Raw genomic sequence first — 23,406 nt, forward strand, 5'->3', positions numbered from 1 at the left:
GTCAGCTCCCCTTCGCGGGGACGATCTGGAGGTAGATCGCCGTGAGGATCATGTTCACGAAGAACAGCAGCATGAAGGTGATGACGACGGACTGGTTGACCGCGTCCCCGACCCCCTTCGGCCCGCCGCGCGGGTTGAGTCCCCGGTAGGCGGCGACGATGCCCGCGATGAAGCCGAAGATCAGGGCCTTGATCTCGCTGATGTACAGGTCGGGCAGCTGGGCAAGGGCGGAGAAGCTGGACAGGTAGGCGCCGGGGGTGCCGTGCTGGAGGATCACGTTGAAGAAGTAGCCGCCGAGCGTGCCGACGACGGAGACGAGTCCGTTGAGCAGGACCGCGACCAGCATGGTGGCCAGCACCCGGGGAACGACGAGGCGCTGCACGGGCGACACGCCCATGACCTCCATCGCGTCGAGCTCCTCGCGGATCTTGCGCGATCCGAGGTCGGCGCAGATAGCGGACCCGGCGGCCCCGGAGACCAGCAGCGCGACGATGATCGGGCTGGCCTGCTGGATGACGGCGAGGACGCTGGCGCCGCCAGTGAACGACTGGGCGCCGAGCTGCTGGGTGAGGGAGCCGACCTGGAGGGCGATGACCGCGCCGAACGGGATGGAGACGAGGGCGGCGGGCAGGATGGTGACGCTGGCGACGAACCAGAACTGCTCGATGAACTCCCGCACCTGGAAGGGCCGGCGGAAGGTCTCGCGGCACACGGTCCCGGCGAGGGTGAAGAGCCTGCCCGTCTCCCGCAGCGGGGCGAACAGCCGGGTGGGGCGGCGCTGTTCGGGCGCCTTCCTCTTCTCCGGTGCCCGGTACGGGGGCGGCCCGGGGGGCTCCGGGGGCCGCACCGGCATGGGGGCGGTCACGGGCGTCCACCGCCCGCCGCCGGGCTGTAGCTGTTCAGGATGGCCGTACGGGCGGCCTCCGGCAGCTGCCCCATCATCGACATGACCCGCTCCCGGCGGCGCAGCGCGCCCTGACGTACGGGCAGGCCCGGCGAGGGCTCCAGCTGCGGGACCACGGTGCGGGTGGCGTTGGCCGAGCTGATGCCCTGCCCGTAGCCGTTGACCTCCTCGGCGGCGAGCGTGGCGGCGTCCTTCTCCTCCGACATGCCGATGGGCCCCTCGCGGCGGCCGGAGAGGAACTGGGAGACGACCGGCAGATCACTGGTCAGCAGCACCTCGCGCGGCCCGAAGGTGACGAGGTTGCGGCAGAACAGCATGCCCATGTTGTCCGGGACGGTGGCCGCGATGTCGAGGTTGTGGGTGACGATCAGCATCGTCGCGTCGATCTGTGCGTTGAGGTCGATGAGCAGTTGCGAGATGTAGGCGGTGCGGACCGGGTCGAGCCCGGAGTCCGGCTCGTCGCAGAGGATGATCTGCGGGTCCAGGACGAGGGCGCGGGCCAGGCCGGCCCGCTTGCGCATGCCGCCGGATATCTCGCCGGGCAGTTTGTCCTCGTCGCCGAGCAGTCCGACGATGTCGATCCGCTCCATGACGATCCGGCGGATTTCCGATTCCCTCTTGCGGGTGTGCTCGCGCAGCGGAAAGGCGATGTTGTCGAAGAGGGACATCGACCCGAAGAGCGCACCGTCCTGGAACATGAGACCGAACAGTTTCCGGGTCTCCATGATCTTCCGCTCGGGGCTGTTCACCATGTCGACGCCGTTGATGAGCACCCGCCCCTGCTCGGGCTTGAGCAGTCCGATGAGCGACTTCAGGAAGACGGTCTTTCCGGTACCGGAAGGACCGAGCATCACGCTCACTTCGCCGGCGGGCAGGGTGAGGCTGACGTCCTGCCAGATGTTCTGTTTACCGAAGGATTTCGTTAGGCCTTCAACGACTACTTCGATTCCCATCGGCCCTCCCTCGACGTGTAGGTGAACGTGGTCATCTGTCAGCGCTCCGGCTCTGAGAAATCCAATGGCGGCTCGTCACACATGCACCAGGAGGCGCACGTTATGTCCGCAGAAACCGCCAGGACAAGCCGTTGAACAGCGGAAATCGACGAACACGGTGCTCGATGTGGATCACTTGTCACCGAGTGACAAAACCGTGCGGCGGCTTTGTCGAAATCTGCGCAAGATCTCCGGCGCGCGAGTCGGGGCAACCGGCACCGACAGCGGGAACCGCCCCTGGTCCTGGGACGCTACGGCTCAGTAACCTGCCTTCGCAATAGCGGTTCCTGAACTTTTTGCGCGGGTGTCGACGTAGGGGTTGTTTTTGTACGGAGGTGAGCAGGGACCCCTGCGGAGTTATCGACAAGTGAGTCGTTCCGGAGCCTTCGCCGCCCTTCGAAGTACTCACTTTCGTATGGAACGGCCCATGACGATGCCCGCCCCCTCCGGCGGATATCCCGGACGGGGCGGGCATCGTCAAACGGCGTCGAAAGGCGGTGTTACCTCACCTCGCGGTACTCCTACTTCACCGCGGAGTGCCAGTTCTGGGACAGCACCTTGCCCGCGTTGGGAAGGACGAGCCCGGGCGCGGTGAGCGCACCGCTGTACGTCGAGGCGTTGTTGAGCGTGAGGTGGTTGTCCCCGGACAGAGACGGCAGGCCCGTCTTCAGGTTCACCGCCCAGCTCAGGATTCCGCCCAGACCGCAGCCGGTGGCCTTCGGCACGGAGAACGTGGTGTCGCCCTGGGTGTTGCCGGTGAGCGCGAACCTCAGCATCGAGCCCCCGTCGGCGTTGGGCGTTCCGTCGCCGTCGAACCGCTGGATGGCGACGGCCGGAGCCGTGGTGTTCTGCGGGCGCAGGATCACCGGGTTCGAGGCCGAACCGATGTAGCAGTTGGAGCCGAGGAGCGGGTTCTCCAGATGGATCCGGACAGGCAGTTTGACGATCTGCTGACCGGTGGTGAGCCCGGACGTCAGGTTGAACTCGGTGGGCGTGCCGGCGGACTCCACCGTCGCCGTCACCTTGTTCAGGCTGACGTTGGTGATCGAGTTGCAGACGCCCGTGACCACGGGAATGTCACTGGGGCACATGAGCCCGATCAGCCCGCCGGGTATGGTCGTCGGCGCTCCCACGAGCGAGCCGCCGGCCGGGGGGATGACCTTGAACGTGCCGGCCGCGGTGTCCTGGATGACACCGAACTGCATGTCGTTGGCGCCGGTGGTGGCCTCGGTGCTGCCCAGCTTGATGGCGCCGCCGGGCGAGTAGGAGGACACGCAGGACGCGACGAGGTCCTGGCCGTCCGCCGCAAGCATGGCGGGATCGTCGACGGGGCAGCGGGAGAAGGGCGCCCAGTCCCCGTTGAGGTTCGCGGCGGAGGCGGCGGAGGCGGAAAGAGGCGTCAGCGGGATCGCGACCACCGCGGCGGCGCCGGCGGCGAGCAGGCCGGTACGCCATCTCTTCGGGACAGCTCTCATTACTCCCTCAATTCATGGTGGGCCGAGCGAATGGGATGGTTCGGTAGCGACGCCGGGAACAAGGGGGCAGATTCCGGTTCAGCGTTCCGGCTTGGGAACGTGCACCGGCTGGTTGTCCTGCGTGCACACGGTCGGGATGTGCTGGGCCGCCGCACAGGGCGGTGCCTGGACCTGCTTCACGGCACCGGGGACACCGGAGATGGAGGCGGTGAAGATGTCGTCCAGGTCCTCACCGACACCGCAGCCGGAGAACGGCGGCAGGGTGACCTGGCCGGTGAGCACACCGCCCGTGGCCAGCGTGTACCCGGTCTGGACGCCGTCCTTGAGAAGCATGTCCCCTCGAAGGGGCAAGGCGAACGGGCGTTCAGTACGGCAGTTGCCACCGACGTCCAGGGCGACGCCGTTGACCTTCACGTCGTACAGCCGGAGCTGGAGCTGAAGGTCGATAGTGGTCACGGCCTCGCTGTTACCCGGGCCGAGGATCTTCAGGTCGGAATGGACGTTGGGCGGCGGCTTGCCGTCCGGACCGGCGGCCGGCGGGATCTGGGTCATCTCCAGAGTCGCGGTCGTCGGCATGAAACCGAAGGTCAGGAACGTACCCGTGGCAGGCGGCAGTTTGGGCTTGCCCTGATAGTCCAGGATCGCCGTCGAATCCTGGAACAGGTGGACGAGACCGTCCTGGATCTTGATCACCGTCGCGCCCTGTTCGATCTGTGTGCACGCGACCGGGAACAGTGTGGCGGCCTTGAGCTTGGCGACGTTCGCGTAGCCGGTGACATAGGCGTTCAGGCTGAACTGGTCGTCCTGGTCGCCCACACAGCGCGGTGCCTTCCCGTCCTGGAGAGTCGGCTGCGCCGGGTCACCCACCTCCGGTGTCGCCTCGTCACGGCTGGTACCGCTGTCGCCGGAGGCCTTGTCCTCCCTGGTGCCGGTGGGCTCCGGCGAAGGCCACTCCGGGTCTCCGGCGATCCGTACCGCGCCGAGCCCCAGTTCCTGGTCCGGCTCCGGGGCGCAGGTCAGCATCACGGCAGCCGGCTTGACCGCGGGATCGCCGGTCTTCGGCGAAGTGAGCAGTGCGGTCAGCTTCCCCGCCGTGAAAGTGAGATCGCCGGACGAGCCCGCGGTCACCGAGGGAACGTCACCGGATGAGGTGAGGGCGAACTCCCCCGTCTCCGGTACGGCCACCGGGTCATCAGTGGTTCCGATCCACACGGTCTCAGCGGTGTGATCGCCCTGGGCCACGCCCATGGTCAGCTTGGTCTCGGCCTCGACGCCGGCCGCCCCGAGGCCGGCCAGATCCGGCAGTCCGGCCTCGGGCAGAGCCAGCTCGGTACTGACGTCCCGGAGCTGGACGGGCTTGTCCACCTCGCCCCCCTCCGGGACCGTCGCGGACACCCGGACCGAGACGGGTTTGTCCCCGGAGGGGAAGTCGCAGCCGTACTTCACGTCGATGCGGACGTCACGATCACCGGCGGACGCCTGTGCGCCAGGAATCATTCCGGCCATGAGGACCGCGGCCAGAACGGCTCCGCTCCGTGCCGTCGCACGCCCACGGCTCCGTCCTGCTGTCCCGCGCATCATCATCCTTCGTCATTTCCTTCCATCGACGGCGCAGACCGCACGGCAGGGCTCCCGCGGTGCGGTCTGCTGAACGTTCGACTGCCGGCAGCCCGTCAGGTGCCGATGATGCTCGTGATCCCGGTGACGCTGTAGTCGCCCGTGAAGGTCGGGTGGGACCCGTTGGCCACGATCCCGGCACAGGCGGCGGTGGCCCCCGAGACGGTCAGCTGGTGGGCGGAGGAGTTGGAGACCGACAGCTTCTTGGTGCTGTTCGTGTACTTGGCGTTGACCTCACCGGTGACCTTGAAGCTGCAGGTGAGGACGGTGAGCTTGGCCTGGATGTTCTTGATGTAGCCGGTCGTCACACCGGAGGTGTAGTCCTGCGCCACCAGCTGCCAGGCCGGACTGGTCGTGGCGACCGGCGTCACCGGGCCGAGCGCACTCGTGCACGGGCTCGACGTCGTGCCGAAGGTGGCGGAGGTGATGTTGCCGACGGTGGCCGGGTTGCCAGTGGCGCTGAACGCGGAACCAGCCGCTCCCGCCGTCGGGCAGGTGAGCGGAATCCCGCTCACCGACAGCACCGTGTTGGTCGACACGGCGGTGAAGGGAGCCGGGTTGGGCGCGACCGTCCACGTGGTGGCGGGGAAGGCCATGGCCTGGGTGGCCCCGAGTACGACAGCCGCAGAAGCCACGCCGGTGGTGATGGCGATCTTCTTGAGGGTATTACGCACAGTTAGTTCCTCCGATTCGACAATGCGGGTGGCACTGCTTGCGGGGACGTGCTTCACAGCTGCCCAAGGGGCAGGAAGCACGTCTACGAACCACTTCTCCGAGGGGGAGACGTACACTCTCGGCCACATCTAATCTGTGACAGGCCGTGACGTTACTTGCGAGAAACTTCGAGCACAATCCTGCTGGGCGAAATTGCTCGCACGGAGTTCTTTTCTCGTACGCGGCTTACTAACTCTCCCGAACCACTTGTCATTTAGTGCGCAGTATCGCCGGCGGTCCCTTCGGGCGGCCGGCGCCGGGGCGCGCGAAGTGACGGCTATGCCCTGCGTGTGCCACGACGTGCGACCGGGAGGAGAGGCTCGGCCCACGGTGACCGCCGGGTGCGCGGCGCCGACGGCCAGGGTGCGAGGGGTGAGCGCTGCGGGGTTCAAGGTGAGCGGGAGCATTCGCGCGGTGAACGCGCTTCCGTCGGTCCGTCAGCCCATTGCAGTTGCCGGCCGTTCCCGGTCAGGCCGCATTTCGTCAACGCAGCCCACCCTTCGCGTGGTAGCGCTTGTCATTCCCTGAGCAAGAGCGGCACCACCGATTTCCCACACGGTCCCTCGGGATGTGCCGTAGCCACCGGGGTCCCGGCGCCCGCCTCATTCACCCCCGTCCGCACGGCCGAAAATGTTGTCTCAAAGTGAGCAGTCCCGTCCCACCTGCACCGAAGCACCACGATGAGACCAAGGTGTGTGGCCCCTGCACTTCGATCTTGTGCAAGTCATGTGCTCGACCGCTGACTTGGTCTATCTTCATCGCGGACTTGGTACGCACCTGTCGGTTCGTGGGAGCGCTTTCCCCCACTGCCTCACCCCCCACCGGGCGCCGGAGAGCGAGGGGACACGTCATGCGAGAAGTCATTTCGCCATTGGACACAGGGGATCCGCTGGGACCGCTTCCCCAGGAGTTCGCCGCGATCATGCGACCCGAACTGCCCAGCCTCATCAAGGAGATAGGCGTAGAAGTCACCCGCGCCTATCCGGAATACGCGCGTCTGCTCAGCGGACCCAACGGCCAGGCCATTCGCGTGGGCGTCGAACAGAGCCTCTCCTCGTTCGTGGACCTGGTCGCGGAACCTTCCACTTCCACCTCGTTGCGTGACGACATGTGCCGCCGGTTCGGACGCTTCGAGGCATACGAGGGCCGCACCATGGAAACGCTCCAGGGCGCCTACCGGCTCGGCGCGCGCGTCGCGCTGCGACGGGCGAAGAAGGTCGGCCGCAGTTACAACTTCTCACCGACCCTGATGCTCAGTTTCGCGGACGCGCTCTTCACCTACATCGACGAGCTCGAATCGCTCTCCCGCGAGGGCTTCCTGGAGGTGCAGTCCCAGTCGGGCGAGCAGAGCGAGGCCATGCGCCGGCGCCTGCTCCACCTGATCCTGGCCGGGCGCCCCGTACCCCGTTCCGCCATCGCCGAGCTGTGCGAGCAGACCGGGTGGACACTGCCCGACCAGGTCACTCTCGTCGCGGCGCGCGCCCCGGCGGGGCTGGACCGGGTCAGCGCCGACCGGGACATCCTGGTCGATCTCAGTGACCCCCAGCCGCATTTACTCATCCCCGGCCCCCTCGACGACGCGCGAAGATCCATGCTCGGCCAGGCGCTCCTCGGCACCCGGGCCGCGATCGGACTGACCGTCCCCACCGCTCTGGCCTCGGACTCGATCCGCTGGGCGAGGAGGGTCCTGGAACTCGTGGACGCGGGGGTCATCGACGACGCGCCGTTCATCCTCTGCGAGGACCACCTCATCACCCTGTGGCTGCTGTCGGACCCGGTCCTCCTGGACCAGCTCGCCCGGCGGGAGCTCGCCCCCATCGCCTCGATCAGCGCCACCCGGCGGGAACGCCTTGTCGAGACCCTGCGCATCTGGCTCGACACCCGAGGTACGGCGGCCCACATGGGCGAACTCCTGGACGTGCACCCACAGACCGTCCGCTACCGCATGCGCAACCTGGAATCCATCTTCGGCGAGCAACTGGTCGACCCCGAGAGCAGGTTCTCCACCGAGGCCGTGCTGCGGGCACTGCAACTGCAGTCCCGGAGTCAGGAGTCCACGCTGTAGAAGTCCCGCAGAACGGTTTCCGGCCGGATCACGGCCCTCACGTCGAGTCAACTTACTTATGGGTAAGGCGAAATACCCGGTCACTCCCAAACGGTTGCCACACGGAGACGTTCTCAACGAGAAACCCGGAACTGCGTCCCGTTATATGGAGGAGTCGGCCGCCCACCCGGCGGCCGCACCGCATGACCTCCTGGCCACCATTCGAGAGGGAAACCCCCATGACCGCCTCGCACCTGCTCGTCCCCGTGCCGATCCCGGACCGGGTCGCCGCACTGATCGGCTCCTGCATCCCGCAGCACGTCCTGGAGGCGGAGTTCGACGCCGAGTGCGCCGCCCGCGAGGTCCGCAGGTTCCGCGGTCCGCGGCTCGGCATGGAAGACCAGGCCGACCGCGAGCAGGCCCTCTCCGAGCTGGCCCGCGCCAACAAGCTCCTGGCCGCCCACCACCCCCTGCTGACGGTGCGCCCCGGCAGCGCCTGGTGACCGGAGGGGGCCCGTGCTTGCGGAGGGACGGCCCGGCGCTTACCTTACTCAAAAGTAAGTTTACTCCAGAGTAAGGAACTGGCGTGGCCGACAACAGCAGCGGCAACCTCACCGGTGAACTGGCCGCACTCGACTTCGCGGCCGTCTCCCCGCCGGAGTTCGCGCGGATCGTGAAGGGCCTGTCCGCCAGGCAGCTCGGCGAGGTCATGCACGGTGAACTGCGCGCCCGGGTGCTCGGCGAGGTCTTCGGCCGGATGCGGCAGCAGTTCCGCCCGGACGCAGCGGGACAGCTCAAGGCGCTGATCCGTTGGAAGATCACCGGGGACAGCGACGCGGTCTTCGAGACCTCGATCGCTGACGGCACCTGCACCATCAGTGAGGGCCGCTCCGACGCCGAACCGCGCACGACCCTGGTGATGGGGGACGCCGAGTTCCTCAAACTGGTCTCCGGCAACGGCAATCCGGTGACGATGTTCATGATGCGCAAGCTGAAGGTGGCCGGTGACGTCGGTCTGGCCTCGGGCCTCACCCGCTACTTCGACATCCCGAAGGCCTGAGCCGATGAGCTACTTCTCCCTCGCCCTCACCGAGGAGCAGCAGGACCTGCGCAACTGGGTGCACGGATTCGCCGCCCAGGTGGTGCGCCCGGCGGCCGCCGAATGGGACGCCCGCGAGGAGACCCCCTGGCCGGTCATCCAGGAAGCGGCCCGGATCGGCCTGTACGGCTTCGAGTCACTGGCCGACATGTACGGCGACCCGACGGGGCTCTCCCTCCAGATCGCCAACGAGGAGCTGTTCTGGGGCGACGCCGGAATCGGCATGGCGCTCTTCGGCACCTCCCTCGCCGTCGCCGGGATCTTCGCCTCCGGCACCCCGGACCAGCTCGCCGAGTGGGTTCCGCAGTGCTACGGGGACGAGGACGACCCCAAGGTGGCGGCGTTCTGCGTCTCCGAACCGCAGGCCGGCTCGGACGTCTCCGCGATGGCAACGAAGGCCCGTTACGACGAGGCCAGGCACGAGTGGGTGATCTCCGGCCAGAAGGCGTGGATCACCAACGGCGGGATCGCCGGGGTCCATGTGGTCGTCGCCTCGGTGGACCCGGCGCTGGGCGCCCGCGGACAGGCCGCGTTCATCGTGCCGCCCGCCACGAAGGGCCTGGAGGCGAGCCGCACCATCAAGAAGCTCGGCCTGCGCGCCTCGCACACCGCCGACGTCTTCCTGGACGACGTCCGGGTCCCCGGGCACTGCCTGCTCGGCGGAAAGGAGAAGCTCGACGCCCGCCTCGCCCGCGCCCGCGAGGGCGGCGACGCCAAGGGGCCGGGCCAGGCGGCGATGGCCACCTTCGAGGTCAGCCGCCCCACGGTCGGCGCCCAGGCGCTCGGCATCGCGCGCGCGGCGTACGAGTACGCGCTGGAGTACGCCGGTCAGCGCGAGGCGTTCGGCCGGCCCATCATCGAGAACCAGTCGATCGCCTTCGCGCTGGCCGACATCCGTACCGAGATCGAGTCCGTGCGGCTGCTGATCTGGCAGGCCGCCTGGATGGCCCGCAACGACCGCACCTTCGACGCGGGGCAGGGCTCCATGTCCAAGCTACGGGCGGGTGAACTCGCCGTGTCGGCCACCGAGAAGGCCGTGCAGATCCTGGGCGGCGCCGGGTACAGCCGGGAGCATCCGGTCGAGCGGATGTACCGCGACGCCAAGATCTACACGATCTTCGAGGGGACCAGCGAGATCCAGCGTCTGGTCATCGCGCGGGCGATCTCGGGCCGCCACATCCGCTGAACCGGTACGGGTCACCAGCCGTCCGCGTGCTCCAAGGACCGGCCCACCCCGCCGCCGCCCCCTGGGGTCACCCCGCGACCGGGGTGAAGCGGACGGGCAGCGACCTCGGCCCCCGGGTGAAGACGCCCTGCTCGGACGGGGTGAACCCGTCCGCGAGCCGTACGTCGGGCATCGCGTCCAGCAGCTGGTTGACCCCCGTCTCCACCTCGGCCCTGGCCAGCAGCGCGCCCACGCAGAAGTGCCGTCCCAGGGCGAACGCCAGATGGTCGGCCGCCGCGGAGAACGCCGTGGTGCTGGTCAGGTCCGTGCGGAAGATGTCGAACCGGTCCGGGTCGCGGTACCGGGACGCGTCCCGGTTGGCCGCCCCGATCAGACAGGTGACGGTCGACCCCGCGGGCACCCGGCCGCCGCCGAGCTCCACCTCGGTGGCGGTCTGACGCATGATCATGTGCACCGGCGGGGTGTAGCGCAGCGTCTCCGCGAAGGCCCGGTCGATGAGACCGCGGTCCTCCCGCACGGCCGCGAGCTGTTCCGGATGGGTCAGCAGGTTGGCGAAGATGGAGGCGATGGCCTTGTCGGTGGTCTCGCCGCCCGCGGCCAGCAGCAGGCTGCAGAAGGCCTTGATGTCCTCGTCGCTCATCCGTACGCCGTCGACCTCGGCCGCGCACAGGGCGGAGAGCAGGTCGTCGCCGGGGGCGGCCCGGCGCCGCTGGATGACCGGGATCATGTACTCGGCGAACTCCTGCCGGGTCCGCTCCCCCGCGGCCGCCACCGCCGGGTCGCCCGCGAGGTTGCCGAGGAAGGCGATGACGCTGGTGTACCAGCCGTGGAAACGGTCGTGGTCCGCCTTGTCCAGGCCGAGCATGTCCGCGATGACCAGGACGGGCAGCCGGGTCGCGAACGCGCCGACGAGATCGGCCTCACCGGTGTGGCGGAAGGTGTCGATCAGCTCGCGCGCGTTGCGCTCGATGACCGGGAGGAACTTCTCCTGGAGGTCGCTGCCCCGGAAGGCCGGGGCGACCAGGGCCCGGCGCACCGCGTGCTCGCGGCCGCTGAGCTGGAGGATGGTCCTGCCGTGGACGGGTTCGATCTGCCAGTCGTAGTTGTCGGTGGTGAACTCCCCCGCCTTGTCCTTGAAGACCCGCTCGACGTCCTCGTAGCGGGAGACGATGTAGCTGTTCATGGCCTCGTGCCTGATCAGCGGGGCGCTGTCGCGCATGATCCGGTAGGCCCCGTAGGGGTCGGCGGCGAAGGCGGGCGAGAGGATGTCGGGCACGGACGGCTCGTGCGAGGCGAGCGACTCCTGCGGGGCGGACGTCATGGCGCTCCAAGGTCGTTGACGGACAACGCCGTCCAGGTTATTGACCACCCGTCCGCTCACCCACCCCTGGGGGAAACCGATGGCCACCGGCCAGCGACCGTCCGTCCTCTTCGTCACCGATCTGGCCTACGAGGCACGTGGGCGCCGCTACTGCGACGAGGACATCTTCCTGACCTCCCGGCTGCGTGCGGACTTCGACACCGCGCTCTGCCATCCGCGGGACGCCGCCGCGCTGCTGGACGGCTTCGACGCGGCCGTCGTACGCAACAGCGGCCCGGTGCTGCACTACCAGGAGGCCTACAACGCGTTCCGCGCACGGGCCGGGGAACTGGGCGCCCGGGTCTACAACCCGCTGACCGGGCGGGGAGACATGGCGGGCAAGCAGTACCTGGTCGATCTGAGCCGCGCCGGGTACCCGGTCATCCCGACCGTGGACCGGGTGGCGGACCTGGGGCTGCTGCCGCAGGCCGACGGATACGTGATCAAGCCGAAGCTGGGCGCGGACTCGGTCGGGCTGCGCTTCGTCCGCACCCCCGCCCTGGCACCCGAGGCGGACGGGACGCAGTTGGTCCAGCCCCGGATCGACTTCCGCTACGAGGTGTCCTTCTACTTCGTCGACCACGACTTCCAGTACGCGCTGTACGCGCCGCACCCGGACCGGCGGTGGGTGCTGGAGCCGTACGGGGCGAGTGCGGCGGACCTGGAGTTCGCCCGGCCCTTCGTGGCGTGGAACACCCTCGACCACGGCATCCAGCGGGTCGACGCGTGCCGGACGGCCGACGGTGAGCTGCTGCTCGTCGAGCTGGAGGACCTCAATCCGTATCTCTCGCTGGACCGGGTGGCGGAGCCGGTGCGGGAGGCGTTCGTGACCCGGATGACGGCCTCGCTGCGGGATCTGCTGGCCTGACGACACGTCCGGCGGCGCCCGGCATGCGGGTGACGGGGCGCGGTGTGAGGGTGCAAGCGTGACCACTGCCAGCGAGACCGCCCCCGCCGCGCAGAGTGCCGCCGCGCCGCCCCTGCTCGATCCGCGACGCCGGAACATCGTCTTCGCCACGATCGTGCTGGGGATTCTGCTGGCCGCGCTGGACCAGACGATCGTGGGGACCGCGCTGCCCACGATCGTCTCGGACCTGGGCGGGGCCGCCCACATGTCATGGGTGGTCACGGCGTACCTGCTCGCCGAGACGGTGGCGACGGTCCTGGTCGGGAAGTTCGGCGACCTGTTCGGCCGGAAGATCGTCTTCCAGCTCTCCGCGATCATCTTCATCACCGGTTCGTTCCTGTGCGGCCTCGCGACGAACATGACGCTGCTGATCGTCTGGCGGGGTCTCCAGGGCATCGGCGCCGGCGGGCTCATGGTCACCTCGATGGCACTGATCGCGGACGTCATCCCGCTGCGCGACCGGGGCAAGTACCAGGGTGCGATCGGCGCCGTGTTCGGTGTCTCCACGGTCATCGGGCCACTGCTCGGCGGGCTGTTCACCGACCATCTGACCTGGCGGTGGGCGTTCTACGTCAATGTGCCGATCGCGATCGTGGTGGTCATCGCCGCGGCCCGCACCATCCCGTCCGTGAAGGCCGCGGGGCGTCCGGTCATCGACTACCTGGGCATCGCCATGGTCACGATCGGGGCGAGCTCGCTGATCCTGGCGACGAGCTGGGGCGGCAACCAGTACGCCTGGGGCTCCCCCGTCATCATCGGCCTGTTCGCACTCGGGCTGGTCGCGCTCGCGCTCTTCTGCCTCGTGGAGTTCCGGGCGAAGGAACCGATGCTGCCGATGAGGCTGTTCGGGAACCCGGTCTTCACGGTCTGCTCGATCCTCAGCTTCATCGTGGGGTTCGCGATGCTCGGCGCGATGATCTTCCTGCCGACGTATCTGCAGTACGTGGACGGGGACTCCGCGACTCTCTCGGGCGTCCGGACGCTGCCGATGGTCATCGGTCTGCTGGTCGCCTCGATCTTCAGCGGCAACGTGGTCAGCAAGACCGGCCGCTACCGGATCTTCCCGATCATCGGTTCGCTGGTCATGGCGGTCGGCCTGTTCCTGCTCTCCCGGATGGGCCCGGACAGCGGGGTGTGGCTGGAGTCGCTGTACATGCTGGTGCTCGGGCTCGGCATCGGCCTGTCCATGCAGGTGCTGACGATCGCGGTGCAGAACACCGTCGACTACTCGGACCTGGGCACGGCGACCTCGGGCGTGACGTTCTTCCGCACCCTCGGCAGCGCCTTCGGCACCGCGGTGTTCGGCACGATCTACGCCAACACGCTCGGTCCCAACCTCAGGGACGGGATCGCGTCGGCGGCACGGGCGGGCGGCAACCCCGCGGTGCTGGCGAAGGCCTCGCAGAGCCCGGAGGGCCTGCACTCACTGCCCGGCGCGCAGTCGGCGCCGCTGGCCCAGGCCTACGCCGACACCCTGCACACGGTGTTCCTGTGGACGGTGCCGGTCGCGGTGCTCGGATTCCTCGTCGCGCTCTTCCTCAAGGAGGTGAAGCTGCGCGACACGGTACGGGCCGGCTCCACCGACATGGGCGAGGGCTTCGCCTCACCGAACACCGGGGACCCGGCCCGGCTGCTCGAGTTCTCGGTGGCCAAGGTCCTGCGGCGGGTCGACCCGGACACGGCCCGCCGGATCATCGCGGAATCGGACACCCGGCTCGACATGGCGGGGGCCTGGGCGGTGATGCAGGTCGAGCTGTTCACCCGGATGGTCGGCCACGCCGGGCTCCGCCTGATCGCGGCCCGGCACCGCATTCCGCCGGAGGTACTGGTGCCCGTCTTCGACCGGATGATCGAGGAGGGCTACCTCACCGGGGACGGCCACCTCTTCGCCCACACCGAAGCGGGCAGCAGGGAGGCCTCGACCATCACGGACGCCTGGGCGACCTGGCTCAACGACCAGCTCGGCCACGACGGCGAGCGCCCGGACGACGCCCGCCTGCGCGCCGCGGTCGACGTCATCGCCAAGCGGCTCCTGGCCGAGGACCTCACGCAGGAGCTGTCCCCGACCGCCCCGGCGGGCGCGCCGGTCTGAGCCGGCCGGGCCAGTCGGCGCCCGGCAGGTCAGTCGGTATCGACCGCCGACTCGTAGACCCAGGCACCCCCGTGCCGGACGAAGCGGCTCTTCTCGTACAGCGAGTCGGCGCGGCCGTTGTCCTTGAAGTACGCCCGGAAGGTGACCGTGCCCGTGGCGTGAAAGGCGCTGCCCTCCGTCGTACCCAGGATCTCCAGCCGCTCCCAGCGCGTCCCAGGATCGAGGTCGAGGATGTCCGGCCGGGTGTCCGGGTGCCAGGTGTGCAGCAGATAGGCGGCGTCCCGGACGGCGAAGGCCGCGTACCGCGAGCGCATCAGCGCCTCACAGGTCGGTGCGGCGGCCCCGGCGTGCAGCCTGCCGCAGCACGCGGCGTACTCGGCGGGCAGCCCGCACGGGCACGGCGATGCCGCGGTGATCACGGCTGCGGGAGCGGGGCGGGTCCTCGCGGCGGACGTCCGCCGGGGGTGGGAGGTGCGTCGGGACATGGGTCCATTGTGGCCTGCGGGAGCGCCGGGCGGGCAGCCGGGCGGGCCGTCACGTCAGCAGGAAGTCCGCCTGGCCCGACTTGGCTCCCTGGATGAACGCGGCGATCTCGCGGTGGGTGTAGATCAGGGCGGGGCCGTCCGGGTCGGCGGACTGGCGCATGGCGATCCGTCCGTCGGACAGCTTCATCGCCTCGACACAGTTGCCGCCGTTGCCGCCGCTCCACGGCTTGTACCAGCCCTCGGCGCCGAGCTCGGCCGCCGGCATGCCGTTGTATATGGGTGTCATCACAGCTCCTTGCGGAAGCCCCGGAGGATTTCCTTCGTGCGTTGTGCAGTCGCGGCCTGGGCCGCCATACGGTCCATGACCTCCAGGTAGGAGGCCACCTCGGGGCGGGCGTCGAAGTAGACGGCCCCGGTCAGGTACTCGCTGTAGACCATGTCGGGCAGCTCAGGGACGGCGAACCGGAAGAGCACGAAGGGCCCGTAGGTGCCCGGGTGGTGGCCGGTGGAGAACTCGGCGATCTGGAGCGTCACGTTCGGCATCTCGGTCGCCTCGAGCAGCTGGTCGATCTGGGCGCGCATGTTCTCCGGACTGCCCACCGGACGGCGGAGCACCGTCTCGTCCATCACGACCCAGAGCCGTGAGGCGTCCGGCCGGGTGAGCAGGGACTGGCGTTCCATCCGCAGCGCCACATGGCGCTCGATGTCCTCCGGCCTGGTCTGGCCGACCGCTCCGGTACGCATCACCGAGCGCGCGTAGTCCTCGGTCTGCAGCAGACCGGGGACGAAGTGCGGCTCGTACATGCGCAGCAGGCTCGCGGCGCCCTCCAGGCTGACGTACATGCTGAACCAGTCGGGCAGCACATCGTGGAAACGCTGCCACCAGCCCGGCTTGTTGGCCTCCTCGGCGAGGACGACGAAGGCGTCGGCCTCCTCCTCGGAGATCCCGTAGGCCTTCAGGAGGAGCTGCACATAGGCGATCTTGAGGGCGACTTCGGCCGTCTCCAGCCTGCGTATCGTCGCGGGCGCGACGCGCAGCACCTTCGCAGCCTGGTCACGGCTCAGGCCGACACGTTCCCGCAGATCCTGCAGGCGCTTGCCGAGAACGACCTGACCCACGGTCGGGGCGGACCGCGGTTCACTCACTTCAGACCTCCCCATGCGCTGTTGCGAGCAGTGTGCCATGCGCGTGCCGTCAAAGACACAGCCACTCTGGAAATTTCAGAGTGCCCCTTGCCAAGTGTTCGCGACAGGGGGAGAGTTGGCGAGTGAACCAGTTCACTAGTCGCGCTCACCTCTTTTCATCAAGATCGCGAAGCGTGACGCAGCCCCCACTGTGAGGATTCGGTCGTGGCACCTGGCAGTGCGCTCATCTCCCGGCTCGTCGACCTCAACCCCGGGACCGAAGCGCTCCGGTACTGCTTCGCGCTGCCCGCGCAACCGGAGTCGGTGGCCGGTGCCCGGCGGCTTACCCGGGCCAGGCTGGACGAGTGGCGGCTGGACGACGACGCGCACGACGCCGCGATCCTCATCGTGTCGGAGCTGGTGACCAACGCGGTGGTGCACACCAACAGCTCTCGCGTCGTGTGCGAGCTGCGCTGCCTGGATCGCCGGCTGTGGATAGCCGTACAGGACCAAGGACACCAGCCCGGCGGGCCGCAGTTGTGCCGCAACGCCGACGACGAGCACGGACGCGGCCTGCTGCTCGTCGACGCGATGTGCAGTGCCTGGGGGTCCCGCGACGCCGGGGACGGCTCGGGACGCATCGTCTGGGCAGAACTGCCGCACGGCTCGGAGCACACATGTTGAAGAACGCGATGTCCCATCTGCTCGGAACCCGCCGCCCCCGTGAGCCGGGCCGTCCCGGTGGCGGCCGGGTGCAGCTGCCGCTCCCCTCGGCCCTCACGGCGACCCTGGGATGCGACGCGGTGGGGGTGCCCGCACGGTACGGCTTCCGGCTGATGTCTCATCTGCCGCGCACCGGCTGCGTCTTCGACGACGGGGACCGCTGGTGGTGGATCGTCCCCTCGGGCTCCGACCTCGAACTGGACTGGCCCGCCCAGGCCGCGTACGCGCGCGGCGCCTACGTCCCGGCGGTGCGGCCCCGGCTCATCCACCAGCCCGACAGCCGCACCCCCTATACGCCGCCCATCCCGCTCTACCTGATGGTCTGCCAGGTGACCGGGGTAACGCCCTCATGGACGTCCGCGGGCGGCCCGCGTGTCTCCTCCGCCCCCTGACAGGGCGGAGCAGGCACGAACCCACCGGGCGGGTTGCGGCCCGCCCGAAGGCCTTCCCGGTCCGGGCGGCCCGCCCGGTGAGCGGCCTCATGTGAGGTAGGAGAGGCCCGGGTGGACCCGGGTGTAGCCGTCGACCAGGCGCCGGGCGACGGAGACCGAGTCGACCAGCGGGTGCAGGGCGAACGCCCTCACCGCGTCGGCGCGCGAACCGCTCGACGCCGCGTCCAGCACCGCGCGTTCGACGGCCTTCACCGCGGTGACCAGCCCGACGGCGTGGTACGGCAGCGGGTCGACGGCGACCGGGTGGGCGCCGTTCGCGTCCACCAGGCACGGCACCTCGATGACGGCGTCCGCGTCGAGCACCGAAAGGGTGGTGCGGTTGCGGACGTTGAGGATCAGGGAGGCGCGTTCGTTACGGGCCACGGCCCGCATGAGGGAGAGCGCGACCTGCTCGTAGCCCCCGGAGCCGAGGTCGCTCGCCTCGCGCTCGCCGGCCCCCGCCACCTCGCGGTTCTCCGACATGTAGGTGGCCTCGCGCTCCGCGCGGGTGAGGTCCCAGGTGGCCAGGGCGGGGGTGTCCGCGTTCTTCATCCGCCCGTAGAAGCCCTCCTGCTGTTCCCGCAGGAAGGCGCCCCGGGTCTGCTCCGCGTCCTGGTAGGCGCGGACCGCCTCGCGGTTGAAGTAGTAGTAGTGCAGGTACTCGTTGGGGACGGCGCCCAGGGACCGCAGCCAGTCGGTGCCGAAAAGCTTCCCCTCCTCGAACGAGCCGAGCAGCTCCGGGTCGGCCAGCAGGCGCGGCAGTTCGTCCCGGCCCTCGACGTACAGCCCGCGCACCCAGCCGAGGTGGTTGAGGCCCACGTAGTCGATCCGGGCCCGGTCCGGGTCGGCGCCGAGCACCCGGGCGATGCGGCGGCCGAGGCCGACCGGCGAGTCGCAGATGCCGATGACGCGGTCGCCGAGGTGGGCGGACATCGCCTCGGTCACCAGGCCCGCCGGGTTGGTGAAGTTGATGACCCAGGCGTTCGGGGCCAGCCGGGCGATGCGCCGGGCGAGGTCGACCGCGACCGGCACGGTGCGCAGTCCGTAGGCGATCCCGCCGGCGCCGACGGTCTCCTGCCCGAGCACGCCTTCGTCGAGGGCGACCCGTTCGTCGGCGGCCCGGCCCGCGAGCCCGCCGACCCGGATCGCCGAGAAGACGAAGTCGGCCCCGCGCAGTGCCTCGTCGAGTTCGGTGGTGGCGACGACGGCCGGGGCGTCCGCGATGCCCTCGGCCTGTTCGGCCAGTACCCGGGCGACCGCGGTGAGCCGGTCGGCGTCGGTGTCGTAGAGGGTGACCGCGCAGACCCGCCCCTCGGCGTGGTCGGCGAGCAGCGCCCCGTACACCAGAGGAACCCGGAACCCGCCGCCACCCAGAATTGTCAGCTTCACGCTTCCGCATGGTACGTGGGGGTGTCGCGGAGGGCCCCTCGCGACGGGCCGGTGCTGCCGTCGCGCGGTGACGCCGGCCCGGCGGAAGGGACCTGGGGTCGCTTCCGCCGGGCCGTCGTCACCGGGCGACGCCGGTCAGTGGCCGTTCCACCAGCGGGTCACGACGCGCCACAGCCGGGCCGGCGCCGCGGGCCGGCGCTGCTGCGGGATGAGCCCCGTCGCCTCACCGGGCGCGGCGGCGGAGCCGTCGGCCGCGGCGGTCGCCCCGGTCGGGGCGGTGCCGGCCGGTTCCGACGGCACGGATGCGCGGACCGGGATCGGCGCGGTGTGGCGGACCGCCGACTGCACCTCCCAGTCCTGGCGGGCCGGGTTCGGCTTGCCCATGGACGGCGGTTCCCGGTCGTCCTGCGGCGGGCGTGACGCGAACTCGGCGGGCAGCTCGGTCAGATGGCGGCCCATGATGTTGCCGACCCATGTGAGCTCGCTCTCGTCCACGGCGAGTTCGAGGTCGGGCAGCCGCATCAGCAGCGCGTCCACGCCGACGTCCGCGATGGCGCGCCCGATGTCCTGCCCGGGGCATTCGTGCGGGCCGCCGCTGAAGGCGAGGTGGGCGCGGTTGCCCTCCATGTTGGCGTTGAGGTCGGGCCGTACCACCGGGTCGGTGTTGGCGGGGGCGATGCCGACGATCATGGCGTCGCCCGCCTTGATGCGCTGCCCGCCCAGCTCGGTGTCGCCGACCGCCCAGCGGCCGAAGACGGCGGTGAACGGCGGCTCGTCCCACAGGGTCTGCTCGACCGCCTCGGGGACGGTCATGTGGCCACCGCTGAGCCTGGCCCGGAACCGCGGGTCGGTGAGCACCATGCGGAGCACGTTGGCGATCAGGTTGGTGGTCGCCTCGTAGGAGGCGATCAGGATGAGTCGCAGATGCTCGGCGACCTCCTGGTCGTTCATGTCCGCGGGGTGCTCGACGAGCCAGGTGGCGAAGTCGTCCGCGGGTTCGCGCCGGCGCCGCTCGACGAGGCGGCTCAGCGCGGCGAGCACGTAGGCGTTGCTCTGGACGGCGGTGGCGGTGCCCCGCGTCATGTCCCGGGCGGCCTCCACCATCCGGTCGTTGTACTCCTCGGGCATCCCGAGGATCGCGCACATCACCATCATCGGCAGCCGCTCGGCGAAGCCGCTGACCAGGTCGGCGCGGCCCTCCCGGCAGAAGTCGTTGACGAGCCGGTTGCTGTAGCGGTTGACGTGGCGGCGGACGCCGCGGGTGTCGATCCGGTTCAGGGAGTCGGTGACGGCGCCGCGCTGACGCTCGTGGGTGGCGCCGTCCGCGAAGACGCAGATCGGCTGCCAGGTGAAGATCGGGGCCAGCGGGTGATCGGGCGCGACGGAGCCGTCCTGCAGGGCCCGCCAGCGGCGTGAGTCGCGGGAGAACTGTGAGGGCGTACGGGTCATGTGCAGGTTCTCGCTGTGCCCGAGGACGAGCCAGGCCGGCACGTCGCCGTGCAGCAGCACGGGGGCCACCGAGCCGTGCTCGGCGCGCAGCTTGTCGTACAGGCCGTGCGGGTCCTGCTCGGCCTCGGGGCCGTAGAACCGTCGCAGGCCACCGGGGCCGATGCCGAGCCCGTGGGCCGGGCACTCGGGGGGCGGAACCGGCCCCGTGGCCGCTCCGGGCTCGTAGTGAAATGGGGTTGTCACGATCGCTCCAGGGATCAGGCTGCCAAGGGCGGACGATTGGGGTACGCGGTGGGGGCGCGCGAAACGGGTGCGCAGAACGCGTGCGCGACGTCAGCCGAGCGGAACGGCCGCGCTGTGCAGATACCGCATCAGGGTCATCAGCACATCGCGGCTGGAGGGGCGCAGCCGGGCGTCGCAGTCGACCATCGGGACCTCGTCGGGCAGGTCCAGCGCGCTGCGCAGGGCCTCGACGGGGTGTTTCGGTGCGTCGGGGAAGGTGTTGATCGCGACGACGAACGGCACGCCGCGTTCCTCCAGGCGTCCGATGACGTCGAAGCTGACCTCCAGCCGGCGGGTGTCGATGAGGACGACGGCGCCCAGCGCTCCCTCGAACAGGCCGTTCCAGAGGAACCAGAAGCGTTCCTGGCCGGGGGTGCCGAACAGATAGAGGATCAGCTCCTCACTGATGCTGATCCGGCCGAAGTCCATGGCGACGGTGGTGGCGGTCTTGCTCTCCACGCCGTAGTTGTCGTCCACGCCGACGCCGGCCTGGGTCATGGTCTCTTCGGTGGTCAGTGGCCGGATCTCGCTGACCGATCCGACCATCGTCGTCTTGCCGACCCCGAACCCGCCGACGATCACGACCTTCACCGCGGCGGTGGCCGTGGTGGGCAGGACGTCCTCGCTCCGTGGGCCCGTGATCGTGTCAGAGTTTCTGAAGTCCATGCATCACCGCTTCGAGGAGGGACCTGTCCGGGAGAGTCGCGCGGATGATCGGCGCTCGCGATTCGATCAGTTCGGTCGCGAGGAGCTCGGTGAGGAGCGAGGTCACCACGCTGAACGGCAGGCTGAGGTAGGCGGAGATCTCCGCGACGGATAAGGGGGCCTGGCAGAGCCGCAGGATCACGGCCTGCTCGGGCTGGACCGTTGGTGTCGGCTGTGACTTCGAGACCACCATCGTGACCAGGTCGAGTGCGGCCCGCTCGCTGCCGTCGGGATCGCCGGTGATCACGTAGAGCCGTTCCGGATCGCTCAGCGCCGGATCGACCGTGCGGCGTTCTCGTCGGATAGAACTCATCCGGCCTGCCCGTCGTGCCGGGGCGGGCTCGTCAGATGGGCGCCGATCCGTACGACCATGTCGCGCATCCGCGATCCGACGAGCCCCGCGTCCACCGTCTCACCGGCGAGCACGGCGAGATACGCGCCGGCCCCCGCGGCCATCAGGTAGAAGAAGCCGCCGGTGACCTCGATGACGACGAGCCGCATCCGGCCGTCGCTGTACGGGATCTCCGAGGCGACGGCGGCGGCCAGGCTCTGCAGTCCGGCACAGGCCGCCGCGAGGCGGTCGGCGACATCGGGGTCGCCGCCGTGCCGGGCGATGCGCAGTCCGTCCGCGGAGAGCACCACGATCTGGTGGATGTCCGGAACGTCGTCGGCCAGCTCTTTGAGCATCCAGTCCATGTTGCCCCGTTGCTGGATCACTTCAGGTCTCCCTTGTCCCACGCGTCATCGGAGTCTTCGTCGGGCCCGGGGTCCCGGGGAACGCCGTTGGCGCCCTTGGTGAACGCCTCCAGCCAGATCCCGGGAGGCGGTTCCTTGCCGTTCTCGTGACCGTTTCCGTAGCCGTTGGTCCGGCCCGCGGTGGGGGCTGCGGGCTGCGCGGGGAGGTTGTGGGACCCGAGCGGCGCACGGCCGCGGCTGCGGCGCTGCGGGAGTCCGCCGGCGGTCCACTCCGTCACCACGGGGAGCTCGTCCTCCATGGCGATGGCCGGGCTGGCGGGGGCCGAGGGGCGGGTGGCCGGTGCCGAGGGGCGGGTGGCGGGTGCCACCGGACCGGTGACCGGGCGGGCGCCCAGCGGGCTGGGCTTGCGGTGGGTGCTGCGGGCCGGAACGACGTGCTTCATGTCCGCGAGGTCGATGTCGCTGGTCGGCCGCGACGTGGCGCCGATGCCGTGCGCGATACCGGGCGCGGGGCCGGTGGTGATCATCGAGCGGGGCACGATGAGCACCGCGCGGACACCGCCGTACGCGGACTGCCGCAGCGAGACCTGGAGGTCGTACATCCGCGACAGCCGGCCGACGACCGCCATGCCGAGCCGCGGGGACTCGCCGAGGTCGTTCATGCTGGAGCCGGCCTGGGCCCTGGCGAGCATGTTCTCGGCCCGTGCGCGGGCCTCCTCGCTGAGGCTGACGCCGCCGTCCTCGATCTCGATGGCGATGCCGGTCTGCACCTCGACCGCGGTGACGTGCACGCGCGTCTGCGGCGGCGAGTACCGGGTCGCGTTGTCGAGGAGTTCGGCGCAGGCGTGGATGAGCGGTTCGACCGCGGTGCCGATGATGGCGACCTTGGCGATCGAGTGCAGATCGACGCGCGGGTACTCCAGGATGCGCGACATGGCGCCGCGCAGCACGCTGAACAGCGGTACGGGCTTGGGCCACTGGCGGCTGGGACGGGCACCGCCGAGGACGGCGATGGAGTCCGCGAGCCGGCCGATCAGCGCGGTGCCGTGGTCGATGCGGAGCAGGTCGTCGAAGACGTCGGGGTTGCGCCCGTGGTGCTCCTCCATCTCCCGCAGCTCACTGGCCTGCCGGTGGACGATCGCCTGGACCCGGCGGGCGACGTTGACGAAGGCGCGCTGCGCGGAGTCACGCGTCGCCTCCTCGTTGTCGATGATGTCCAGCACCGTGTAGACGAGGGAGCGCTGGGCATCGGGCAGATGCCGGTAGACCGGGTCGGCGTCCACGACGTCGCGCAGCACCTCGTCCGGGGAGTTGCCCACCCGGAGCCGGTGGATCGCGGCGGGCAGCAGCTCCTTGCTGATCCGTACGGTCTCTTCGTCGTGGTTGGCCAGGCGGCGTTCCAGGCCCGCGCAGCGGTGCTCGAACTCGGCACGCTGCCGGCGGATCGTCCGGGCGCGGCGGGCCAGTTCGGCGGTGAGCACGGCGACCACGACGGTGGCGAGAGCGCCGCACGCGACGACTGGTATCCGCGCGGCCTCGGAAACCAGCGCGACGGCTGCGGCGGTCGCGCCCGCCATCGCGACAACGGACAGCAACACGGCGCGGACGACGGGTGTTTCTCGGTCGATCGGCGGTGATTCAACACGAACCATCTAAAACCTCTGGCGGTTGACTCGGGGGGAGTATTCAGGAAGTACAGCGCTTACAGGGCAGTTGGGAACAAGCGCTCGA

At 69.6% G+C, this 23,406-nt stretch carries 23 protein-coding genes; 8 read left to right on the forward strand and 15 right to left on the reverse strand.

Annotated features, from left to right (window positions below; genetic code table 11):
- Position 1: 1 nt before the first annotated feature.
- The 5 genes from ACGFU6_RS03725 to ACGFU6_RS03745 form a co-directional block, all read right to left on the reverse strand.
- The gene (locus tag ACGFU6_RS03725; protein ID WP_393607888.1) at positions 2–865 is read right to left on the reverse strand and encodes an MlaE family ABC transporter permease; all 864 of its coding nucleotides are present in this window, start codon (positions 863–865) and stop codon (positions 2–4) included.
- Entirely contained in the window at positions 862–1,857 is a 996-nt protein-coding gene (locus ACGFU6_RS03730) for an ABC transporter ATP-binding protein (protein ID WP_073734359.1), read from the reverse strand. The genes ACGFU6_RS03725 and ACGFU6_RS03730 overlap by 4 nt, the downstream gene beginning before the upstream one ends.
- A gap of 560 nt (positions 1,858–2,417) precedes the next feature.
- Positions 2,418–3,371 (reverse strand): hypothetical protein, encoded by a 954-nt coding sequence (locus ACGFU6_RS03735; protein WP_393607889.1) that lies wholly within the window; start codon positions 3,369–3,371, stop codon positions 2,418–2,420.
- A 78-nt stretch (positions 3,372–3,449) separates the two neighbouring features.
- On the reverse strand, positions 3,450–4,868 hold the full coding sequence (locus ACGFU6_RS03740) for a DUF6801 domain-containing protein (protein WP_393607890.1): 1,419 nt from the start codon (positions 4,866–4,868) through the stop codon (positions 3,450–3,452).
- Positions 4,869–5,044: 176 nt separating this feature from the next.
- Positions 5,045–5,662, reverse strand: a complete 618-nt coding sequence (locus ACGFU6_RS03745; protein WP_393607891.1) for a hypothetical protein — start codon at positions 5,660–5,662, stop codon at positions 5,045–5,047.
- An 890-nt stretch (positions 5,663–6,552) separates the two neighbouring features.
- Between ACGFU6_RS03745 and ACGFU6_RS03750 the strand changes: the two genes are divergently transcribed.
- The 4 genes from ACGFU6_RS03750 (at position 6,553) to ACGFU6_RS03765 (ending at position 10,031) form a co-directional block, all read left to right on the forward strand.
- Positions 6,553–7,767, forward strand: coding sequence for a helix-turn-helix domain-containing protein (locus tag ACGFU6_RS03750; RefSeq protein ID WP_393607892.1), 1,215 nt, complete (start codon positions 6,553–6,555; stop codon positions 7,765–7,767).
- Between the two features lie 218 nt (positions 7,768–7,985).
- The gene (locus ACGFU6_RS03755) at positions 7,986–8,249 is read left to right on the forward strand and encodes a hypothetical protein (protein WP_393607893.1); all 264 of its coding nucleotides are present in this window, start codon (positions 7,986–7,988) and stop codon (positions 8,247–8,249) included.
- A gap of 83 nt (positions 8,250–8,332) precedes the next feature.
- Positions 8,333–8,806 carry an SCP2 sterol-binding domain-containing protein gene (locus tag ACGFU6_RS03760; RefSeq protein ID WP_393607894.1) on the forward strand — a complete coding sequence of 158 codons (474 nt, stop codon included), beginning with the start codon at positions 8,333–8,335 and terminating at the stop codon, positions 8,804–8,806.
- 4 nt (positions 8,807–8,810) lie between these two features.
- Positions 8,811–10,031, forward strand: a complete 1,221-nt coding sequence (locus tag ACGFU6_RS03765; RefSeq protein ID WP_393607895.1) for an acyl-CoA dehydrogenase family protein — start codon at positions 8,811–8,813, stop codon at positions 10,029–10,031.
- A gap of 67 nt (positions 10,032–10,098) precedes the next feature.
- Here the strand turns inward: ACGFU6_RS03765 and ACGFU6_RS03770 are convergent, their stop codons facing one another.
- Entirely contained in the window at positions 10,099–11,352 is a 1,254-nt protein-coding gene (locus tag ACGFU6_RS03770) for a cytochrome P450 (protein WP_393607896.1), read from the reverse strand.
- A gap of 79 nt (positions 11,353–11,431) precedes the next feature.
- On the opposite strand from ACGFU6_RS03770, the gene ACGFU6_RS03775 reads away from it, so the two are divergent.
- A complete protein-coding gene (locus tag ACGFU6_RS03775) occupies positions 11,432–12,259 on the forward strand; it encodes a hypothetical protein (protein WP_393607897.1) in 828 nt (275 codons plus the stop codon).
- 58 nt (positions 12,260–12,317) lie between these two features.
- Positions 12,318–14,390: an MDR family MFS transporter gene (locus ACGFU6_RS03780; protein ID WP_393607898.1), complete on the forward strand. Its 2,073-nt coding sequence runs from the start codon at positions 12,318–12,320 to the stop codon at positions 14,388–14,390.
- 29 nt (positions 14,391–14,419) lie between these two features.
- Here ACGFU6_RS03780 and ACGFU6_RS03785 read toward each other — a convergent pair whose 3' ends face one another.
- From ACGFU6_RS03785 to ACGFU6_RS03795, 3 genes are read right to left on the reverse strand one after another with little or no spacing between them, the layout of a single operon-like run.
- Positions 14,420–14,875, reverse strand: a complete 456-nt coding sequence (locus ACGFU6_RS03785) for a YchJ family protein (RefSeq protein ID WP_393607899.1) — start codon at positions 14,873–14,875, stop codon at positions 14,420–14,422.
- 49 nt (positions 14,876–14,924) lie between these two features.
- Positions 14,925–15,161 carry a DUF397 domain-containing protein gene (locus ACGFU6_RS03790; protein WP_123530745.1) on the reverse strand — a complete coding sequence of 79 codons (237 nt, stop codon included), beginning with the start codon at positions 15,159–15,161 and terminating at the stop codon, positions 14,925–14,927.
- Complete coding sequence (locus ACGFU6_RS03795) at positions 15,161–16,021, reverse strand: helix-turn-helix transcriptional regulator (protein WP_123530747.1); 861 nt, start codon at positions 16,019–16,021, stop codon at positions 15,161–15,163. The genes ACGFU6_RS03790 and ACGFU6_RS03795 overlap by 1 nt, the downstream gene beginning before the upstream one ends.
- A gap of 204 nt (positions 16,022–16,225) precedes the next feature.
- Here ACGFU6_RS03795 and ACGFU6_RS03800 point away from each other — a divergent pair, with 204 nt between their 5' ends.
- Positions 16,226–16,684 carry an ATP-binding protein gene (locus tag ACGFU6_RS03800; RefSeq protein ID WP_393607900.1) on the forward strand — a complete coding sequence of 153 codons (459 nt, stop codon included), beginning with the start codon at positions 16,226–16,228 and terminating at the stop codon, positions 16,682–16,684.
- On the forward strand, positions 16,678–17,115 hold the full coding sequence (locus tag ACGFU6_RS03805) for a hypothetical protein (RefSeq protein ID WP_393607901.1): 438 nt from the start codon (positions 16,678–16,680) through the stop codon (positions 17,113–17,115). The genes ACGFU6_RS03800 and ACGFU6_RS03805 overlap by 7 nt, the downstream gene beginning before the upstream one ends.
- An 87-nt stretch (positions 17,116–17,202) precedes the next feature.
- Here ACGFU6_RS03805 and ACGFU6_RS03810 read toward each other — a convergent pair whose 3' ends face one another.
- From ACGFU6_RS03810 to ACGFU6_RS03835, 6 genes are all read right to left on the reverse strand, one after another.
- A complete protein-coding gene (locus ACGFU6_RS03810; protein WP_393607902.1) occupies positions 17,203–18,543 on the reverse strand; it encodes a 6-phospho-beta-glucosidase in 1,341 nt (446 codons plus the stop codon).
- A gap of 135 nt (positions 18,544–18,678) precedes the next feature.
- Positions 18,679–20,235, reverse strand: coding sequence for a cytochrome P450 (locus ACGFU6_RS03815; protein WP_393607903.1), 1,557 nt, complete (start codon positions 20,233–20,235; stop codon positions 18,679–18,681).
- A 90-nt stretch (positions 20,236–20,325) separates the two neighbouring features.
- A complete protein-coding gene (locus ACGFU6_RS03820; RefSeq protein ID WP_123530756.1) occupies positions 20,326–20,940 on the reverse strand; it encodes an ATP/GTP-binding protein in 615 nt (204 codons plus the stop codon).
- The gene (locus ACGFU6_RS03825; RefSeq protein ID WP_123530758.1) at positions 20,921–21,292 is read right to left on the reverse strand and encodes a DUF742 domain-containing protein; all 372 of its coding nucleotides are present in this window, start codon (positions 21,290–21,292) and stop codon (positions 20,921–20,923) included. Before ACGFU6_RS03825 ends, ACGFU6_RS03820 begins: the two co-directional genes overlap by 20 nt.
- Positions 21,289–21,696 (reverse strand): roadblock/LC7 domain-containing protein, encoded by a 408-nt coding sequence (locus ACGFU6_RS03830; protein ID WP_024494673.1) that lies wholly within the window; start codon positions 21,694–21,696, stop codon positions 21,289–21,291. The genes ACGFU6_RS03825 and ACGFU6_RS03830 overlap by 4 nt, the downstream gene beginning before the upstream one ends.
- Positions 21,693–23,327 (reverse strand): ATP-binding protein, encoded by a 1,635-nt coding sequence (locus ACGFU6_RS03835; protein ID WP_393607904.1) that lies wholly within the window; start codon positions 23,325–23,327, stop codon positions 21,693–21,695. The genes ACGFU6_RS03830 and ACGFU6_RS03835 overlap by 4 nt, the downstream gene beginning before the upstream one ends.
- Positions 23,328–23,406: the final 79 nt, after the last annotated feature.

This window comes from Streptomyces sp. NPDC048462, from assembly GCF_043200175.1.
Lineage (GTDB): Bacteria > Actinomycetota > Actinomycetes > Streptomycetales > Streptomycetaceae > Streptomyces.

Coding starts and splice junctions, on each gene's coding strand:
- ACGFU6_RS03820 (WP_123530756.1), bottom strand. CDS start 20,940: ATGGACTTCAGAAACTCTGACACGATCACGGGCCCACGGAGCGAGGAC.
- ACGFU6_RS03730 (WP_073734359.1), bottom strand. CDS start 1,857: ATGGGAATCGAAGTAGTCGTTGAAGGCCTAACGAAATCCTTCGGTAAA.
- ACGFU6_RS03790 (WP_123530745.1), bottom strand. CDS start 15,161: ATGACACCCATATACAACGGCATGCCGGCGGCCGAGCTCGGCGCCGAG.
- ACGFU6_RS03740 (WP_393607890.1), bottom strand. CDS start 4,868: ATGATTCCTGGCGCACAGGCGTCCGCCGGTGATCGTGACGTCCGCATC.
- ACGFU6_RS03805 (WP_393607901.1), top strand. CDS start 16,678: ATGTTGAAGAACGCGATGTCCCATCTGCTCGGAACCCGCCGCCCCCGT.
- ACGFU6_RS03785 (WP_393607899.1), bottom strand. CDS start 14,875: ATGTCCCGACGCACCTCCCACCCCCGGCGGACGTCCGCCGCGAGGACC.
- ACGFU6_RS03775 (WP_393607897.1), top strand. CDS start 11,432: ATGGCCACCGGCCAGCGACCGTCCGTCCTCTTCGTCACCGATCTGGCC.
- ACGFU6_RS03765 (WP_393607895.1), top strand. CDS start 8,811: ATGAGCTACTTCTCCCTCGCCCTCACCGAGGAGCAGCAGGACCTGCGC.
- ACGFU6_RS03825 (WP_123530758.1), bottom strand. CDS start 21,292: ATGAGTTCTATCCGACGAGAACGCCGCACGGTCGATCCGGCGCTGAGC.
- ACGFU6_RS03770 (WP_393607896.1), bottom strand. CDS start 11,352: ATGACGTCCGCCCCGCAGGAGTCGCTCGCCTCGCACGAGCCGTCCGTG.
- ACGFU6_RS03750 (WP_393607892.1), top strand. CDS start 6,553: ATGCGAGAAGTCATTTCGCCATTGGACACAGGGGATCCGCTGGGACCG.
- ACGFU6_RS03735 (WP_393607889.1), bottom strand. CDS start 3,371: ATGAGAGCTGTCCCGAAGAGATGGCGTACCGGCCTGCTCGCCGCCGGC.
- ACGFU6_RS03835 (WP_393607904.1), bottom strand. CDS start 23,327: ATGGTTCGTGTTGAATCACCGCCGATCGACCGAGAAACACCCGTCGTC.
- ACGFU6_RS03755 (WP_393607893.1), top strand. CDS start 7,986: ATGACCGCCTCGCACCTGCTCGTCCCCGTGCCGATCCCGGACCGGGTC.